This window comes from Arenibacter sp. F20364 (assembly GCF_023015905.1).
In the GTDB taxonomy this organism is placed as follows: Bacteria; Bacteroidota; Bacteroidia; order Flavobacteriales; family Flavobacteriaceae; genus Arenibacter.
This window is the reverse complement of the sequence record NZ_JALKBD010000001.1, coordinates 93,635-109,186: the sequence shown is the minus strand read 5'-3', so window position 1 is coordinate 109,186 and position 15,552 is coordinate 93,635. Positions and strand designations below refer to the sequence as shown.

Genomic DNA, 15,552 nt, shown 5'->3' with positions numbered 1-15,552 from the left:
CATGGCAAATCGTATCTTTATGGCAGAATAATTAGCTGTTGAAATCATTTAGCCACATCATTTTCGATAATTTTAGGGAACTGCTTCACTTTCTAAAAAGTACCAATTTCTCAAAGGCTATTTTGATTGCCATAGCGGTTACCCTACCGATAATACTTTCCATTAGATTTGGATATTTAGAAATTGGATTGGCCCTGTGCTTTGGAGCCTTCTGGAGTTCACCAAGTGATGTGAGTGGAAATTTTCGACACAAAAAGTTTGGGATCCTATTTTCTGCAGTATTAGTAATGCTAGTTAGTTTTATAGGTGGTTATTTAAAGTTTGAAACTTGGTTGTTGATTCCCGTTTTGGGAATCTTAACTTTTGCAATCGCCTTTATATCTGTATATGGGTTTAGGGCCTCTCTGATCAGTTTTTCTGGATTACTTGCCTTGGTACTGGGTTTCGCCCATGAATCGCAAGAACTCGAAATATTCCAATATGCCCTTTTGATAGGGGCAGGGGGACTTTGGTATTTGTTTTTGGCAGTGCTTTGGTACCGTATAAACCCCAGAGCACAGACCGAGGAGCTTTTTTGGGAAACTTATATACTGACAGCTGAATTTTTGGAAACCAGAGGTAAATTGGTTTGTCCACAGACAGACCGATTGGAATTGCAGTCTAAATTGTATGAGATACAGGATAAGTTAATCGAGCATCATGAAACCTTGAGAGAAATCTTGCTGCTTTCCAGGAAAAGCTCTGGAAGATCTAGTTATCAGGCCAAGAGACTGTTGATTTTTGTTGAATTGATCGATATGCTCGAAACGGCCATCGCCAACCCGGTAAATTATGATAAAATGGATACCCTTCTTGTCCATCATCCAGAGTTTATAAAGAGCTTTCAAAAACTAATTTTCGAAATGGCCAGTCAATTAAGGCTAATCGCCGAAATGGGAGGCGACAAGAGCAAGTTTCCCAGGAATTCGAAACTGGCCCAATGTTTTGTTCAGGTGAAACAGGAAGTTGCTGTACTTAGAAACGAGAAAGGCACTATGGATTATGAGGGGTTCCTAATGCTTCAAAACATATTGGAATATCTGGAAAAACAATTTGAAAAAATTAAAAAAATAAAATGGCTTTTAGGGAATCCCGATATGCGTTCCGTGGATATGGTAGATCAGTCATCGGCCAAACGTTTTGTAGTTGCCCAGGATTATGACCCCAAATTATTGGCAAGCAACTTTAGTTTTAAGTCCACCATATTTAAACATTCGTTGAGGCTGGCAGTGACGGTTATGATAGGGTATGCCCTGGGTAACTTCTTCGATTTTCAAAATCCTTATTGGATACTCCTGACTATAATCGTTATAATGCGGCCCAGTTATGGTCTTACAAAATCGCGTACAAAAGACAGAATTATTGGAACGCTCCTAGGAGGGGCTATTGCAACAGGATTTGTTTTTCTTATTCAGGACCCCTATGTATTTGGGGTATTGGGAGTGGTATCATTGGTTATTGCCTTTTCAATGGTCCAAAGGAATTATAGGGCAGGGGCAACGTTTATTACGCTAAGTGTGGTTTTCATCTATGCCATTATCCGTCCGGACGTTCTAACCGTTATTCAATACAGAATATTGGATACCCTGATCGGTGCCGGACTGTCTTTTGTGGCCATGTTGTGGATATGGCCGGCTTGGGGATACATGGAGATAAGACAACAAATTAGAAATAGTGTAAAGGCCAATAGGGATTTTCTTGGCCAAATTGCCAATTATTACGAACGCAAAGGAAAAGTGACTACTACCTATAAGGTGTCCCGTAAAGAAGCCTTTGTAGAAACTTCCAATCTTAGTTCGGCCTTTCAACGAATGGCCCAAGAACCTGTGTCCAAACAAAAATATTTGGATAAAATATATGAACTGGTAGTGTTGAACCACACCTTTTTAGCGTCACTGGCATCGTTTAGTACCTATATTCAGAACAATCCTACTACTGAGGCCTCTTTAAAGTTTAAAAACTTTATTTCTAAAATAGATGAAAATCTGGAGCAGGTACTTCAGGCCTTAGAGAATTCAAAGTCCGACCAGACACCCATTGATCCCCAGAACAATCATTTCGCCAAGGAACAACTTCCTACTTTTGTACCACAGAATATAGATCTTTCCTCCGAGGTGGACGTAAAATTGGAGCGGGAACTAAAAGAGGCCCATCTGGTCACAGAGCAATTACAGTGGTTGTTTTCGTTAAGCGGGAAAATGCTGGTACTAATTTCAAAAATTGAGTTTGATTAAACCCTATTCCTAATGGAATTACTCATGGTTTCTGCAAATGGTTGCATTATTGGTATTTTTATGGATGCTCTGCAATCAACTGAATTTCAATAAGTTTTAGAAAGGAAAAGGGCCAATAATGACCCTTTAATAACTGAAAGATGTTGACTCCTTTTGAAAGGGTTAGACCAGGACTGGTTGTTTCTTTTTCGACTTTTTTGTTTTGAGTTTATTAATCCAAATGAGGGTTCCTGTAATCGGCAAACTTGTGGCAATTAGGCAAGCAAAAAAGTAGATTATTTTTGAAAAGGTGCCATAAATAGTGCCTATATGAATGGGTTTTATCAAAGAGGCGATCTGAACGTTCAATGGCTTATTGGCAAAGAGCTCTTTGTGCAAAAGTGTCCCATCCCTATCAAATATAAGTTTATCGGTTGTTATAGGCGAAAATCTGGAATTGTTATTTTTGGTTACCGTATAAACATCGTTTTCCGAGACCGGGATAGAAATAGTGGTCTTACCTTCAAAGTCCAATTCTCTTGATGTTAGCTGAAGTATTTCTTCAAAGGTTATTTCCTTGGCACCGGGATTTAGGGCCGATTTAAAATTTGGTCCGCCACCACGATTCCCAAAAACTTTGGTGCCCAAAACGGTACTCCCGGCATCCCTATACCATTCAAAAGACCAAAATAGCCCGGTAAGAGACATGATAACCAAAAAGATACAGGCATAAAATCCAAGGGTATTGTGCAGGTCGTGGTTAATCCTTTTCCAGTTAGCCTTATACTTAATTTTAAAGCCGGGTTTAAAACTCTTCCACTTCATTCTTTTGGGAAACCACAATACCATACCACTGATGGCCAAGAATAAGAATATTATGGTAGCAACACCAACAATAGGTCTTCCCACCTCAGTTTCCAACAATAACCATCTGTGCATTTTGAACATGGTCATAAAGAATCCATCCAAATTGGATTTTTGTTCTTTTTGGTATTCCCCCGAATACGGATCTACGAAATAGGTAGTGCCACGTCTATCCTTAGGGGAAGTTTTTACTTGGAATTTTAATGCTTCATTTGTCGCTGCCGGAATGGTAACATTGCTCACTACTCCTTCCTTGGATATAGATTCCGAGAGTTTCTCTATGGATAGCGGGCTTCCCGATGTATTCATAATCACAAATTCTTTGGCAAAAAGGTCTTTAATTTCTTCTTCAAATGTCAACACGGTGCCGCTTAAACAGACAAGAAATAAAATAATTCCACTTCCAATACCCAACCAAAGGTGTGCATCGTTGATAAACTTTCTCAAGGTATATTTTTTACTTTTATTAGACATGTTTAAAATATTTATGAAGGGTTATGGTGTTTATAGTAATATCCTGGTAAAAGATCGAGGATCGGTCTGACTACTAGATCATTTGTATCGGAAGTAGATATGCCCAAGGGGAAATTTATGGTCCTGAAACCAACCGAACTCAATGTAATTTGCCATTCACCACAGTGGACTTTGGTTAGTGTATAATGCCAAAACTCACTGGCCATTCCGCCTTTTTTATGGCCTTCTACAATGACATTTGCAAATGGAACAGGGTTGGTGTTACCCGCAATGATGGTTCCGATGACCGTCCCATAATTGTGTGCAAAAAGTGTAGCAACAACTAACAAATGAACATACAAAAGAAGTTTTTTCATTATATTTTAAATTAGACTTAATTTAAATAAGGTGCTAAAATAAAATGGAAAATTCTATTGCCCAAAATTATTTAGAATAATTTTAAATAATAATTAATAAATTAGAGAGCCTATTTTAAATCTTGGACAGTATATGGGTAGCTGTGGATATCCCAAAAATCTATTAGAAAATATATTTCATATAGACCTAGTAAGTGTTTTCCAAAGTTGGAATCTAGGGAAATTAAAAACTATTCTAAAGGTGAAGCTGCAGGATTATATACTGTCATTTTTTTTTGACAGAATACTAACATGGCGATAAAGAGCTATTACTACATTTAACTTAAAGTTTAAAGTCCTCCAATGTTGAAGCTTATTAGGGGAATACTAATACCCGATACCATCTTTTTGACCATATCCTTTTGTAGGTATTTTTGGACAAAGGAGCTATCCTTTCTTTCCAACATGGCAAACAAGGTGGCTTCCGATTTATCCAAATACCCGTTTAACTCTTCATAAATGTCATTGGCGAAGATTAAATCGAATGCTATTTTTTTATATTTTACTTTTTGCTTAAGCATTTCTTTGAACCATTCCATCTGTTGATCGCCGGCATATTCCCCACTGGTGGATATATGAACGATATGTATTTTAGAGTTGAATTTCTCTGCAATTTCCACCAGCCTATTGATAGCAAAAATATCGGCCTGTTCAAAATCGGTGGCATAGACCACAGTTTTGAAATTTTCGAGGATGTACATGGCAGGCACGGCCATAACAGCACAAGATGCCTTTTTTATCAGACCGGTAGTTGCGCTACCCAAAAGAAATTCCTTAACTGCACTTGCTCCCTTGGTTCCTACAACAAGAAGATCGACATCAAATTTTATTGCTTTCTCCAAGATACCGTCTATTATTGATGCGTTCTCTTCCACAACGAAGTTAATATTTGAACCTTCCCAGGTATCCCCGAGATGCTCGGTACAAAACTTTTTTAACTTAGAGTGGTTTTCCTCCAATAATCTTTTCTCTTTTTTTAGATGACTTATGGAAACGGTGCTAAGGGTTATTGGAATGTCAAAAACGTGCATAGCAATCAATTTTGCATTGAATTTTTTAGTCATAAGGTGGGCCAGCCTTAAGGCGGCGACCGAGTTTTGGGAGTAGTCCGTTGCGTAGAGAATGGTTTTCATCTTTTGATGATTTGGATTTCTTTCCCGAAACTAAGTTATAAATCCAATATGCAAAATGACCATTGTCATGCGAAAATCAAGGGTACATGATATATGTCATGTTCAAAGAGCTATAACCTAATTAATTTTAGAGCTGTAATTTTTAAAATTTATCATCATGGAATATACAGAAAGCAATAAGGAAACTCAATTTGTTAAGGAAGGACCATGGTCCGAACTGTATGTGCTGTGCGGGCATTGGAAATCGGATCTAGAGTTCTATGGTGATGATCTCCGCTTTTTACATCATTTAATAGATAAATATTTTATGTGGATTACCAAACAGGAGAATCTGGATATGGTAAAAGCTCTAGAAGCCGGATTATCACTCTTGAAGAAAAAGAATAAGGATCTATTGGAGAAAGTTGGAAGACATATGGGACAATTGGGTCAGATGGTCGAAGATTATAATAAGACTGATGCCAGTATAATCAAGACTGAACATGAACATCTTGAGGAAGAGATTGCAAATTTCGTAAGCCATTTTCGCGGTAATAGAAAAGAGGTCTTTGCCATTACAGAGTATATTATCGATAGCGAGTCCCTTGCGAATTTGATGGATAACTGAAATATTTAAACCTAGCCGACACTAGTTACGTTTCGGTGCCATTATGATTTTAACAACATCTGAATCCGGCAATTTTTAATTTGGCAGCTATTGGGCCTATCCCTTTTTGGCATTACCTATTTTCAGGAAGTTTTTGTAATGCCAAGGGTTTCTTAATAGAGTTTTTTTTAATTAATAAACTTAGGAAATGCGCATATTGCTTTTAATAATTACTTTTCTTCATGGCCTTATACATTTTATGGGTTTTGCCAAGGCTTATAATTGGGGAAATATGGCTCAATTTACCAAAGAAATTTCTAGGCCACTGGGGATACTTTGGTTGATGACGGCATTATTGTTTTTAGTTACCGCAACAGGAATGTTTTTCAAAAAGGACTGGTGGCCAATGCTGGGTATTGTCGCCGTAGTCCTGTCACAAGGCTTAATTTTTACAATGTGGGCAGATGCCAAATATGGGACTATTGCGAACGCCATTATTTTATGCATGGCAATTTTAGGTCAATGCAACTTGGCATTTGAAGGGAATTATAAAAAGGATGTTGAGTCTGCTATGAAGGCAGTAGCCCCAATCAATGAAATTCTTAGTAAGGAAGATTTGGCACCCTTACCAGTATGTGTACAAAAGTACCTGGAGAACGCTGGTGTGGTGGGAAAGCCCAAAGTATATAATATGAAAATTGTATTCAAGGGTGAAATGAGGGACAAGGATAAGGATTGGTTCCATTTTACATCGGAACAATATAATTTCATGGCTTCGCCACAGCGTTTGTTTTTTATGAAAGCTAAGGTAATGGGCCTACCTACAAATGGCTATCATAAATATACTGACCAAAGCGCAAGCATGCACATAAAATTATTGTCCCTTTTTTCAGTGGTGGACTTGGACGAACCTGAACTATACCCCACTGAAACGGTAACTTTCTTTAACGATATATGTTTATTTGCGCCTGCGGCACTTATAGATAAGCGCATTACATGGGTAAACTTGGATGCATTAAGTGCAAAGGCTACATTTAACAATAACGGCACTTCAATAACTGCTATTTTATATTTTAATGAAAAGGGGCAGCTGGTGAATTTTATATCCAACGACCGCTATTCCGTTTCAGAAATGAAAGCCTTTCCTTTTTCCACACCGGTAAGTAATTATAAAAATATAAATGGCTACAAATTGCCAACCTATGGCGAAGCTATTTGGCATTATCCTGACGGGGAATTTGTCTATGGCAAATTTAGGGTTGTTGATATAGTGTATAATGTTTCCGAATAAAATCTTTGGATCATGAAATTAAACAAGGATAGGTATATGGAACATAAAATGCCTAAAAACGCAACGGTAGATCAACGTATTGCATGGCATTTGGAACACTTTAAAAATTGTCAGTTCAGAATTGATATTCCTGCAAAACTAAGAGTTGAAATGGAGAAAAGGGGAATTAAAATAAAATGATGTTATGAAAGCAATGTTGTTGAATGGAATAAGCGACTTAAAGGAGAATAAATTTCCTTTGGACTTGGTAGATATTCCAGTTCCTGTGCCTAAGGACAACCAAGTAAGGATCAAGATTTCTGTATGTGGGGTTTGCCATACGGAGCTGGATGAAATAGAGGGGAGAATAGCCGCAATGGAGTTTCCTGTGGTCCCAGGACATCAGGTAATTGGAATAGTGGATAAATTGGGCTCTGGGACATCTAAGTTTAAGAAGGGAGATCGGGTAGGGGTGGCCTGGATTTATTCCGCATGTGGCTACTGTGAATTTTGTCTTGAGGGACTGGAAAACCTGTGCGATCAATTTCTGGCGACGGGCAAGGATGTCAATGGCGGTTATGCCGAGTACATGGTGGTGCCCGAAAAATATGCCCATAAAATACCTGATTTTTTTTCCGATACCGAAGCAGCTCCCCTTTTATGCGCTGGAGCAATAGGATTTAGGTCCGTACAGCTTGCCAAAATAAAGGATGGTGACAATGTGGGTCTTACCGGGTTTGGGGCTTCCGGCCACCTTGTCCTTAAAATGCTGAGGTATTCATTTCCCAAGGCCCGGATATATGTTTTTGCAAGGAAGGAGGAGGAAAGGTCCTTTGCCAAGGAATTGGGGGCGATATGGGCCGGAGATACCTCAAATGCCTGCCCGGAGAAATTGGATAGTATTATAGATACCACCCCGGCCTGGAAACCTGTCGTGGAAGCTCTTGCAAATCTTAAAAAAGGAGGTAGACTGGTAATCAATGCCATTCGCAAGGAGGAAAAGGATAAGAGCGTTCTTCAAAACCTAAACTATCAAGATCATCTTTGGATGGAAAAGGAAATTAAGTCGGTCGCCAATTTAACAGCAAGGGATGTAGAAGATTTTTTAATTCTGGCCGCAAAGGCCTCCATAAGACCAAAGGTACAAGTATATCCTTTGGAGGAAGCCAATAAGGCACTTGTAGAACTGAAGGAGCGACATATCATTGGGGCTAAGGTGTTAAAAATAAGTTGATTGTCACCTATTTCCCGTTGCGTTTTTCATACTTTTCAAGCATTATATTTAATCTGATAGTCATTTTATAAATTCTAAAATTATATCTTAATTTTGCTGACTTAATGGTTTCCGGTTTGGAGTCAAAGTTGTTTGGAATCAGATTTCTAATGACTTTAAGTTATTGAAACGTGAATTTTTCCTTGATGGTACTACTTCAAGTGCCGTATTGGGCAAAGGGCAAAAACAGATTGAATATGAAATTAAAGATTGATGGCTTTGTCCTCTCCATAATAGCTGTTATTGGTATTGCTTATTTATTTCCTCAGTGGGGAGCAAGAGAAAGTAGCATTCCTATCGATACTATGAGTGCAATAGGGATTTCTTTAATCTTCTTTTTTTATGGATTAAAATTAAGTCCCCAAAAGTTAAAAGCCGGACTTAAGAACTGGAAGTTGCACTTATTGGTGCAGGGATCCACTTTTTTTATTTTTCCACTGATTGTTTTGGCTTTTTATCCGTTTATGCAAAATGAAGAACAGGAGACACTTTGGTTGGCCTTCTTTTTTTTGGCTGCCTTACCGTCTACAGTTTCATCCTCGGTGGTAATGGTCTCAATGGCCAAGGGTAATATTCCTGCAGCAATATTCAATGCCAGTATTTCGGGGATAATCGGAATTGCCATTACACCACTTTGGATGGGGTTTTTTGTACAAGGTTCCGGTACTGATTTTGATTTTTCCGAAATCTATTCCAAACTCATTCTGCAAATAATTCTACCTGTAGTACTGGGAATTCTTTTACAGCGTTTTCTTGGCGAATTGGCACAAAGGTTTAATAGGCGCTTGTCCTTGTTCGACAAATCCGTTATCCTGCTCATTATCTATAAAAGTTTTGCAGGATCGTTTGAAGAAAACATATTTGGTTCGGTATCCCTTTTGGATTTATTGATACTATTTGTAGCGGTTTTGGTACTGTTTTACCTGGCATTCTTTTTAACTGGTTTTGTGGCCAAAAAACTAAAATTCAATACGGAAGACCAAATAACGGCCCAGTTTTGCGGCACCAAAAAATCTTTGGTGCACGGGACCGTTTTTTCCAAAATTTTGTTCGGGAATATGGCTTCCATAGGCATAATTCTATTGCCACTAATGATTTTCCATGCCACTCAGATTTTGATCTTGAGCGTAATTGCAGGGATACGGGCCAATAGACCTGAGGAACAGGAATCAATTGTACAGGGATAAGGTAATAATCTATTGGCTTAAGATCCCTTTGTTCCTTATTGATGTTGCACGACAACAGTTTATTCCCTATCCGCTAGTTGGTCTTTGCCTTTTACCAAATTGGACTGGTGCTCTTTGACCATGGCATTGATTTCCCCTAGAATTTCTGGATGAATTGACCCTATGTCGAAGTTCTCTGATGGGTCAACGCTTAAATTATATAGGATAGGGGGGTCATGAACTTCTTTTTCGCCAAACTGGCCATAAGATCCCTGGGTAAAATAATGCGCTTTATAATCTCCGAGTCGGGCTGCGTATAGTTGGGTTCCTCTATAATAGTAAACCCCCTTTCGCGGACTGGGAGCGTTCTTAAAAAGTGTACTACTTAGGTTATAACCATCCATAATCCTGTCCTCGGGCATGGGTACGCCGGCCAAGGCACTAAAGGTGGTAAAAAGGTCCATGGTGGTACCCAGTTCGGTGACTACTGCCGGTTTAATGTTGGAGGGCGACCAGAAAATGCAGGGCTCCCGCATTCCACCCTCCCATGTCATGCCTTTCCCAGCTTTTAAGAGACCCGCACTTCCGCCATTAATTCCGTAGGAAAGCCAGGGGCCATTGTCCGAGGTAAAGATTACAATGGTATTTTTGTCCAATCCCTCTTCCTTTAGGGCAGCAATTATTTGTCCAATGCCATGATCAATTTCCTCTACTACATCGCCATATATACCCCTTTTACTCTTACCTAAAAAATCCTCTGAGGCGAATAACGGAATATGGGGAAGGTTGTGGGCCAAGTATATAAAGAAAGGATTGTCCTTGTTTTTTTTGATAAAGGAAATAGTCTCTTCCGTATATCTTTTGGTGATGGTATTCTGATCGGCGGGCCTTTCTATTATTTCCGTATTCCGCAATAAGGGAACATTGAAATTTTCTGTGGGTAAACTTCCTTTTGTTTCCTTAAAGGCCTTATAATCGCCCACAAAATCCATATCATTGGAGTAGGGGATACCAAAATAGTAGTCAAAACCATTGTTGGTAGGGAGGTATTCTTCTTTATGGCCTAAATGCCATTTGCCAACACATGCGGTGCTATAACCTACTTTTTTTAATTGTTCCGCCAAGGTTATCTCCGAACTTGGCAAACCATTTTTAGAATCTGGAAACAATACCCTATGCTTATCACTGGCCATGCCACTTCTTACCGGCAATCTTCCAGTTAATAATGCCGCCCTACTGGGCGTACACACACTGGCACCTACATAAAAATTGGTCCATTTTTGCCCCTCTGCGGCCATTTGATCCAAATAAGGTGTTTTAATGGTGGGATGCCCATAGGTGCCCAGATCACCATATCCCAGATCATCAGCAAAGATGATGATGAAATTGGGGCTTTTGCCAAGATTTTCTTGACTCCAGCCAAAATTGGTGTAAATAGCTAATAGCAATAAGGTTACAATAATTTGAGAATATCCCCTTGTTCTTTGCCTCTGTTCGATCATTGTTTTGGTTATTGATTATTTGGATTTGAAGATAACAAAAAATGGCAAAGGAAGATTTAAGAACGCACAAAAGGTTTAAAAAAGACGGTCCAATCGTTTTTTGTTTATGGCCATTTGTGTTATTTCTCCAAGCAGGTTTACTCCATCGATGAGTTTTGCAAAGCGCTGGTCCTGAGTAAATCCTTTCTTATAGCGAAAGTATATTTGTTGGATGATTACTGCTATTTTGAACAGGCCGTAGACATAATAGAAGATAATATTGCCTACTTCGCTTCCGCTTTTTATTGCGTATTGATGCACTACTTCTTCCCGTGTAAGATTACCGGGAAGATGAGTTGGGGTTAGGTTTAAGGCCTTCATAAAGTCAGGGTCATTGGGGTTGACCCAATATCCCAAGGTGGTGCCAAGATCCATCAACGGATTTCCTATTGTGGCCATTTCCCAATCCAGCACCGCATTTACTTTGGTCCAATCCTGGGCATCAAGCACCAAATTGTCGTATTTAAAATCGTTATGGATCAGGGAATAGTCTTTTGGTTCCTTGGGCATATTCTCTCCCAACCATTTGGCGGCAGCTTCAATTCTGGGAATTTCATCGGTTTTGGATTTGTAATATCGCTTGGTCCAACCTTCAATTTGACGTTCCATATATCCTTGGGGTTTGCCAAAATCATCCAAACCTATTTCCTTTACATCCAGTTGATGAAGATCAACAAATGTATCTACAAAACTGTTCGATATGCCCTGCATCAGTACTTTGGAGGGAATCATTTCAACCGGCATTTTTGCCCTTAAAATAACCCCTTCCACCCGTTCCATCAAGTAGAAGGGGCAGCCTATAATGGATTCGTCTTGGCAATAAAGTATCGGCGTGGGTACTTTACCATAATTTGGTTTTAAGGCCGTTAATATGTCGTATTCACGCTTCATATCGTGACCGGATTTTATATTGGCACCAATGGGCGGTCTTCGTAGCACATATTCTATATTGCCAAGTCGTACCAAATAGGTAAGGTTGGAATAACCACTTGGAAATTGGGTCACTGTTAGATCTCCATTGGTGGTAAAAAATTGCTGCAAATAGGATTGCAAATTGTCCATTCGCAACTCTTCCCCTTTTCGGACGGCTGTGGATTTATCGTTCCAAGTATTCAACATGGTTTTTAGGTTCTGTATTCTTTTAAAATCTGTCTGGCCAAGCTGCTCTTATGCACCTCGTCGGCCCCATCGTAAATTCGGGCAGCCCGTTCATGCCTATAGTAGAAAGCCAGGATGGTGTCGTCCGTTAGGCCTAAGGCACCATGGACCTGAATGGCACGGTCTACCACTTTTTGAAGCACGTTGGCACAATAAAACTTAATGATGGATATTTCCTTTCTGGTTTCATAAGCTCCCTGAGTATCAATTTTATGGGCAGCATCCTGGATCAATAATCGCGCAGCATTAATTTCGGCCCTGGATTCTGCGATCCAGTTTTGGACGGTCTGTTTATCGGCCAAGGTTTTTGCATGTGCCAATTCCCTGGACACGGCCCGTTGGCACATTAGGTCAAAAGAGCGTTCACATATTCCCATCCAACGCATGCAATGGTGGATACGTCCCGGTCCCAATCGTTTTTGGGCAATGGTAAATCCTTCGCCATCTCCGCCCAATACATTCGTCAAGGGCACTTTTACATTATGGAATTTAATTTCGGAATGACTTTCCCAGCCACCACCGGAATGGCCCATAATAGAGATGTTTCTAACAAATTCAACGCCTGCAACATCTGTTGGTACAATTACTTGGCTGGCCTTTTTATGCGCTTCTGATGCTTCTGGATTGGTTATCAACATTACAATGGCAAATGAGGCCCCGTCAAAACCGGTGGTGAACCATTTATGACCGTTTATTATATAATGGCCATCCTTTTTAAAGGCCATTGTGCCCATATTTACAGGATTGGAGCCTGCATAATCGGGTTCGGTCATGGCGAAACAGCTCCTAATATCTCCTGCTAGAAGAGGGTAGAGGTATGCCTCTTTCTGTTCCTTGGTCCCGAACTCGATCAATATTTCCATGTTGCCGGCATCAGGGGCCTGACAATTAAAGCAATAATGTCCGTAGGGACTGGCACCTAAAATTTCGCTGATTTCCCCATGCTGGGTATTGCTTAGCCCTAAACCCCCGTATTCCTTTGGGACCTGGGGTAGCCAAAGTCCGCCGTCTTTTACTTTTTTGCGAAGTTCATTCAGCTTTGGTAGTTTTTCATCCCAGCTACAATTTAATATCCATGGTTCCAAAGGAAATAGTTCCTCCTTAACAAAGGCTTTTATCCTATTTTTTATATCTTCGAAATTCATTTGTTTAGTCTTTGGAAGCTCCGTTCTTCATGTATAATCAGCTTAGGATATCTTTTGAAAATGGTAGCTCTATCTTAAATAATGAGTTATTTGCCAATAAATTTAGCGGGACGCTTTTCCAAAAAGGCATTGACACCTTCTGCAAAATCGCGACTCCCAAAAGTGGCAACTTGTTTTTCCGCTTCATAAGCAATGGTATCATATAGATCATGTCCCATGGCATAGAACATATCTTCTTTGGTAACACCAACAGCTAAAGTGGGCAGTTTGGCCAATTCATGGGCCCAATTTTTGGCGGTTTTAAGCAAATCGGCATCGTCCTGTACCAATTTATTGGTGAGGCCAAGATCCAGGCATTGTGCAGCCATTATTTTTTTGCCTTCCACGGCTATTTGTAATGCTTTGCTATATCCTACTTGTCTTGCCAAAAGCCAACTGCCCCCTCCGTCTGGGCCTAAGCCTATATTAATAAAGGCGTACAGCAAAGCACTGCTTTTGGACATTACCCTAAAATCGCAGGCAAGGGCCAGGGAAGCTCCTACTCCGGCCGCAGTTCCGTTAATGGCCCCGATAATGGGTTTGCGAAGTGTAAAAAGTGTACGCATTAAAGGTTGGTAGGTACTGGTAATATATGCCCTGCCTTCTTCGGGTGTAACTTGGCCGAATACCGCCATATCCGCACCGGCACAAAAACCTTTTCCGGCTCCTGTAATAACCACTGCCCGAATGTCATCGTCCTTGCGGATTATGTTGATAGCGGCAGTAATTCCGTGCACGACATCGTCAGTAACCGCATTGTATCTTGACGGCCTGTTAAGGGTGATAATTCCAATATCGCCTTCCTTTTCAAAAAGAACACTCTCATTATTGTTGCTTTCAATTTTTTCTGGAGCGACCTTTTTAGGTGCCGAACTTGTTTTTTTACTATTTGGGTTTGCATAGGCTTGGGCAATAAACTCGGCTACACAAGCCGGTTTTTCTTCCCCTTTAAGCTCAAATACAAGCTTTAATTTGTATTTGGCCCCGCCTTCAAAAGGGCTGAATTCCATTAAAGATACACGAGCCCTTAATAAGGCGCCCACAGGGGTGGCATTCATAAACCGCACTTTGTCCAATCCATAATTTACCCCCATCGCAATATCTTTTATCTTGAGGGTTTCAAAGCAGAATTTTGAGGCTAGGGAAAGGACCAAAAATCCATGTGCCACCGTTTTTTTATAGGGGGAATATTTGGCGGATTTTTCTGGATCCACGTGAATCCATTGGTTATCGTCCGTTGTTCTGGCAAAGGTGTCGATCATATCCTGGGTTATAGTTATCCAATTGGATAGCCCCAATTCCTTGCCTAGGTAATGGGTCAGATCCGACAGTTGTGAAATTTCTGTGGAGTACGCCTTATTGATCGATTTTTCTTCTTCCATTTGGTTTGATATATGTCCTTTTAAATTGTTTGGATTGAACTAAGCTTTGTCCAATGACTAATTGAATCCACCGGCAATCATATGCCCGCCATCGGCCGTAAAAACCGATCCGGTACAATAGCTGGAAGCATCAGAAGCCAAAAAACAGGCCAGGCCGGCCATTTCGTCCGGAACGGCCATTCTTCCTGTAGGTAAATGACGGGTTACTTGATCCAATATTTTTTTGTTCTGCCATAGGGCCGAACTAAATTTGGTCTTGATGAGTCCTGGGCAGATGGCATTGGAACGGATTCCAAATTTGCCCCATTCCACTGCCTGTGATTTGGTTAACATGATCAAGGCCGCCTTACTAACACTGTACAATCCCAATCCAACACTTGGTTTCATTCCTTCCACCGAAGCAATATTAATGATACTACCGCCTCCGCTTTTTTTCATAATGGGATAACATAGATTGGCCAACTGGAAAGGGGCCTTGGCATTTATGTTCATTATTTTGTCGAATAGGGCGTTCTCCATGGTGTCCAAGGGGCCATAAAACGGATTGGTGGCGGCATTGTTCACTAGGATGTCCACCCCTCCATAAGCGTTCATTGTTTCCTCAACCAATTTTTTTAATTGGTCTTCATCACCAACATGGCAGGCTATCCCCAAGGCATCGTACCCTTCCTTTTTTAAATTGTTTGCCACTTGGTCAACTGCTTCTTGGTTACGGGAACTAATGACCACCTTGGCTCCGTATTCGGCTAGACCTCTGGCAATAGATTCCCCAATACCCTTACTGGCACCGGTGACAATGGCTACCTTGTTCTTTAAATCGAATTTTTGTTTTATCCTAGTTTGCATCCCACTTGTAATATTAAAGTACTATTAG

Annotated in this window: 14 protein-coding genes; 6 read left to right on the top strand and 8 right to left on the bottom strand. The window is 40.3% G+C overall.

Annotation, left to right across the window (positions count from 1 at the left end; genetic code table 11):
• Positions 1–38: 38 nt before the first annotated feature.
• A complete protein-coding gene (locus MWU84_RS00420) occupies positions 39–2,273 on the top strand; it encodes an FUSC family membrane protein (RefSeq protein ID WP_246896356.1) in 2,235 nt (744 codons plus the stop codon).
• 162 nt (positions 2,274–2,435) lie between these two features.
• Here the strand turns inward: MWU84_RS00420 and MWU84_RS00415 are convergent, their stop codons facing one another.
• The 3 genes from MWU84_RS00415 to MWU84_RS00405 all read right to left on the bottom strand — a co-directional run bounded on the left by MWU84_RS00415 (position 2,436) and on the right by MWU84_RS00405 (position 5,118).
• A complete protein-coding gene (locus MWU84_RS00415) occupies positions 2,436–3,590 on the bottom strand; it encodes a PepSY-associated TM helix domain-containing protein (RefSeq protein WP_246896353.1) in 1,155 nt (384 codons plus the stop codon).
• Between the two features lie 11 nt (positions 3,591–3,601).
• Positions 3,602–3,946 carry a carboxypeptidase-like regulatory domain-containing protein gene (locus MWU84_RS00410; RefSeq protein WP_246896350.1) on the bottom strand — a complete coding sequence of 115 codons (345 nt, stop codon included), beginning with the start codon at positions 3,944–3,946 and terminating at the stop codon, positions 3,602–3,604.
• Positions 3,947–4,275: 329 nt separating this feature from the next.
• Positions 4,276–5,118: a universal stress protein gene (locus MWU84_RS00405; protein ID WP_246896348.1), complete on the bottom strand. Its 843-nt coding sequence runs from the start codon at positions 5,116–5,118 to the stop codon at positions 4,276–4,278.
• A gap of 157 nt (positions 5,119–5,275) precedes the next feature.
• On the opposite strand from MWU84_RS00405, the gene MWU84_RS00400 reads away from it, so the two are divergent.
• The 5 genes from MWU84_RS00400 (at position 5,276) to MWU84_RS00380 (ending at position 9,434) form a co-directional block, all read left to right on the top strand.
• The gene (locus MWU84_RS00400; RefSeq protein ID WP_246896326.1) at positions 5,276–5,725 is read left to right on the top strand and encodes a hypothetical protein; all 450 of its coding nucleotides are present in this window, start codon (positions 5,276–5,278) and stop codon (positions 5,723–5,725) included.
• Positions 5,726–5,912: 187 nt separating this feature from the next.
• Entirely contained in the window at positions 5,913–6,995 is a 1,083-nt protein-coding gene (locus MWU84_RS00395; RefSeq protein WP_246896322.1) for a DUF6544 family protein, read from the top strand.
• Positions 6,996–7,007: 12 nt separating this feature from the next.
• Complete coding sequence (locus tag MWU84_RS00390; RefSeq protein ID WP_246896319.1) at positions 7,008–7,175, top strand: hypothetical protein; 168 nt, start codon at positions 7,008–7,010, stop codon at positions 7,173–7,175.
• Positions 7,176–7,179: 4 nt separating this feature from the next.
• Positions 7,180–8,208, top strand: coding sequence for a zinc-dependent alcohol dehydrogenase family protein (locus MWU84_RS00385; protein WP_246896315.1), 1,029 nt, complete (start codon positions 7,180–7,182; stop codon positions 8,206–8,208).
• Positions 8,209–8,444: 236 nt separating this feature from the next.
• Entirely contained in the window at positions 8,445–9,434 is a 990-nt protein-coding gene (locus MWU84_RS00380; RefSeq protein WP_246896313.1) for a bile acid:sodium symporter family protein, read from the top strand.
• A 59-nt stretch (positions 9,435–9,493) separates the two neighbouring features.
• Here MWU84_RS00380 and MWU84_RS00375 read toward each other — a convergent pair whose 3' ends face one another.
• The 5 genes from MWU84_RS00375 to MWU84_RS00355 all read right to left on the bottom strand — a co-directional run bounded on the left by MWU84_RS00375 (position 9,494) and on the right by MWU84_RS00355 (position 15,524).
• Entirely contained in the window at positions 9,494–10,915 is a 1,422-nt protein-coding gene (locus MWU84_RS00375; protein WP_246896311.1) for a sulfatase, read from the bottom strand.
• Positions 10,916–10,990: 75 nt separating this feature from the next.
• Positions 10,991–12,073, bottom strand: a complete 1,083-nt coding sequence (locus tag MWU84_RS00370; protein WP_246896308.1) for a phosphotransferase family protein — start codon at positions 12,071–12,073, stop codon at positions 10,991–10,993.
• Between the two features lie 5 nt (positions 12,074–12,078).
• On the bottom strand, positions 12,079–13,257 hold the full coding sequence (locus MWU84_RS00365) for an acyl-CoA dehydrogenase family protein (RefSeq protein WP_246896305.1): 1,179 nt from the start codon (positions 13,255–13,257) through the stop codon (positions 12,079–12,081).
• An 86-nt stretch (positions 13,258–13,343) separates the two neighbouring features.
• Positions 13,344–14,678 carry an enoyl-CoA hydratase-related protein gene (locus tag MWU84_RS00360; RefSeq protein ID WP_246896303.1) on the bottom strand — a complete coding sequence of 445 codons (1,335 nt, stop codon included), beginning with the start codon at positions 14,676–14,678 and terminating at the stop codon, positions 13,344–13,346.
• A 57-nt stretch (positions 14,679–14,735) separates the two neighbouring features.
• The gene (locus tag MWU84_RS00355; RefSeq protein WP_246896301.1) at positions 14,736–15,524 is read right to left on the bottom strand and encodes a glucose 1-dehydrogenase; all 789 of its coding nucleotides are present in this window, start codon (positions 15,522–15,524) and stop codon (positions 14,736–14,738) included.
• Positions 15,525–15,552 lie beyond the last annotated feature (28 nt).

Excerpts from the sequence above, each read along its gene's own strand:
- MWU84_RS00360 (WP_246896303.1), bottom strand. The coding sequence starts at position 14,678 with ATGGAAGAAGAAAAATCGATCAATAAGGCGTACTCCACAGAAATTTCA.
- MWU84_RS00410 (WP_246896350.1), bottom strand. The coding sequence starts at position 3,946 with ATGAAAAAACTTCTTTTGTATGTTCATTTGTTAGTTGTTGCTACACTT.
- MWU84_RS00395 (WP_246896322.1), top strand. The coding sequence starts at position 5,913 with ATGCGCATATTGCTTTTAATAATTACTTTTCTTCATGGCCTTATACAT.
- MWU84_RS00375 (WP_246896311.1), bottom strand. The coding sequence starts at position 10,915 with ATGATCGAACAGAGGCAAAGAACAAGGGGATATTCTCAAATTATTGTA.
- MWU84_RS00370 (WP_246896308.1), bottom strand. The coding sequence starts at position 12,073 with ATGTTGAATACTTGGAACGATAAATCCACAGCCGTCCGAAAAGGGGAA.
- MWU84_RS00380 (WP_246896313.1), top strand. The coding sequence starts at position 8,445 with ATGAAATTAAAGATTGATGGCTTTGTCCTCTCCATAATAGCTGTTATT.
- MWU84_RS00400 (WP_246896326.1), top strand. The coding sequence starts at position 5,276 with ATGGAATATACAGAAAGCAATAAGGAAACTCAATTTGTTAAGGAAGGA.
- MWU84_RS00390 (WP_246896319.1), top strand. The coding sequence starts at position 7,008 with ATGAAATTAAACAAGGATAGGTATATGGAACATAAAATGCCTAAAAAC.
- MWU84_RS00405 (WP_246896348.1), bottom strand. The coding sequence starts at position 5,118 with ATGAAAACCATTCTCTACGCAACGGACTACTCCCAAAACTCGGTCGCC.
- MWU84_RS00415 (WP_246896353.1), bottom strand. The coding sequence starts at position 3,590 with ATGTCTAATAAAAGTAAAAAATATACCTTGAGAAAGTTTATCAACGAT.
- MWU84_RS00385 (WP_246896315.1), top strand. The coding sequence starts at position 7,180 with ATGAAAGCAATGTTGTTGAATGGAATAAGCGACTTAAAGGAGAATAAA.
- MWU84_RS00355 (WP_246896301.1), bottom strand. The coding sequence starts at position 15,524 with ATGCAAACTAGGATAAAACAAAAATTCGATTTAAAGAACAAGGTAGCC.
- MWU84_RS00365 (WP_246896305.1), bottom strand. The coding sequence starts at position 13,257 with ATGAATTTCGAAGATATAAAAAATAGGATAAAAGCCTTTGTTAAGGAG.